The sequence below is a fragment of the Geodermatophilus sp. CPCC 205761 genome, from assembly GCF_051383655.1.
GTDB lineage: Bacteria > Actinomycetota > Actinomycetes > Mycobacteriales > Geodermatophilaceae > Geodermatophilus.
In genome coordinates this window covers 1-1,537 of record NZ_JALPKQ010000103.1, presented here as the reverse complement: position 1 = coordinate 1,537, position 1,537 = coordinate 1, and the positions used below count along the sequence as shown (strand labels likewise).

The window sequence follows — 1,537 nt, the reverse complement described above, 5'->3', positions numbered from 1 at the left end:
CTAGCTTTCGCCCTTGACGTCAAGGGCGCCTGCGGACGTGCCTCAGTGGACCGGGCACTGTGGCGTCCGGCCTCGGGCAGCAGCGCGGTGATCGGTCCGGCGGTGGGGCCTGGTCGGCAGGCTGATCAGGCGCCGTCGAGCGGCAGGCTTTCTTCTGCGCCGTGGGCGGCCCCAGGGCGAGCGGGCGGCAAGCTAGGTTGCGCCGTCGTGCGGCATAGCTGAGCCAGCCGTCACCGCTCGCTCTGGTGCCGGGCTCGACGGTAGCGCTGTTCGTCGAAGGGTTGTTGGGTCGTCAGCAGCGTGAAGGCCAGGCGGCAGGCGTGACGTGCTAGCGCGATGCGGGCCGGGATGGGTCGCAGGCCGCGGGCTCGCAGTTCACGGTGTCGGTCGATGAACGGGCCGCAGTGTTGAGACAGACCCCAGGCCAGGTTCATCAGCGCGTCACGGTGCTCGGGCAGCCCCTGCCGGGAGATGGGGCTGCGCCGGTTGATCGTCGCGGACTTGTAGCTGGCCGGGGCCAGGCCGGTGGCCGAGTAGAGATGCTCCGCGGTGGGGAACCGCGCGATCGGCAGGCTGAAGGCGGTGAAGGCGGCGGCCCGGCTGGTGGCCACGCCGGGCAGCGTGGTGAGGATCTGCCCGTCGCTGCTGGCCAGCAGGGCGGCGATCTCGTCGTCGACCGCGGCGATGTCAGCGTGCAGCGCGCGCCAGCGGGCCAGGCTGCGGCTCAGCCGTGCGGCCCGGGCGGCGGCGTCGGCCGGCGGCGGCAGGCAGGTCCGCCAGCGCTGGACCCAGAACTCCGCCTCGCTGGTGAGCACCCGGCCGCGGGCTCGAGCGCGGAGCGAGCGAACCGAGGGCGGGCGGCCGGCGAAGGCGGCGGCGCAGTCCAGCACCGCCTGTCCGATGACGCCGTCCAGCGGCAGCGCCCGGCCGTGTCCCTCCGGGGCTGCCAGGCCGGGGCAGAGCGCATGCAGCTGGTCGTGCAGCCGCTGCTGGGCGACCTTGTGCTCGGCGACCAGGCCCCGCCGGTGGCGCACCGCGGCGGCCAGCGCGTCCTGGAGCTGGTCGGGGACGGGTCGGCCCTGGCCCTGCCGGGCCAGGTAGGTCAACGCCGCGCAGTCGCGGTCGTCAGTCTTGAACCGTCGAGAACCCAGCTGCGCGCGGGCGGCGGCGGTCTCCGACGGTGCGAACACCCGCACCGATCGGGGAAAGCGCTGGCTGAGCTCACGCACCCAGGCCTGATGCAGCCCGCCGGTTGCCTCGATGGCGAAGACTGGCCCGGCGGTTCCGGCGTGATCGATGACCAGCCGGTGCAACTGGTCCAGGCCGGGGCGGAGGACCGGCAGAGACAGAGGCGGCACCACCGTCCCGGCCTCGCCGGTGCTCAACCAGACCCGGTTACTGACCTTCCCCGGGTCGATCGCGACCACCAGCGTCGATGCCGGCAACGCCTCGTGCAGTAGCCCCACGACAACCTCCCGTCCTCTGCGGAAACGTCATCTGGACGCTCCCGCACGGACGGGGTCAACGGCTATCAGCT

The 1,537-nt window shown here is 73.1% G+C and carries 1 protein-coding gene; it reads right to left on the bottom strand.

Annotated features, from left to right (window positions below; translation table 11 throughout):
• Positions 1–230: 230 nt before the first annotated feature.
• Positions 231–1,466, bottom strand: coding sequence for an IS110 family transposase (locus tag MY526_RS26900; RefSeq protein ID WP_436705483.1), 1,236 nt, complete (start codon positions 1,464–1,466; stop codon positions 231–233).
• Between the last annotated feature and the right edge of the window lie 71 nt (positions 1,467–1,537).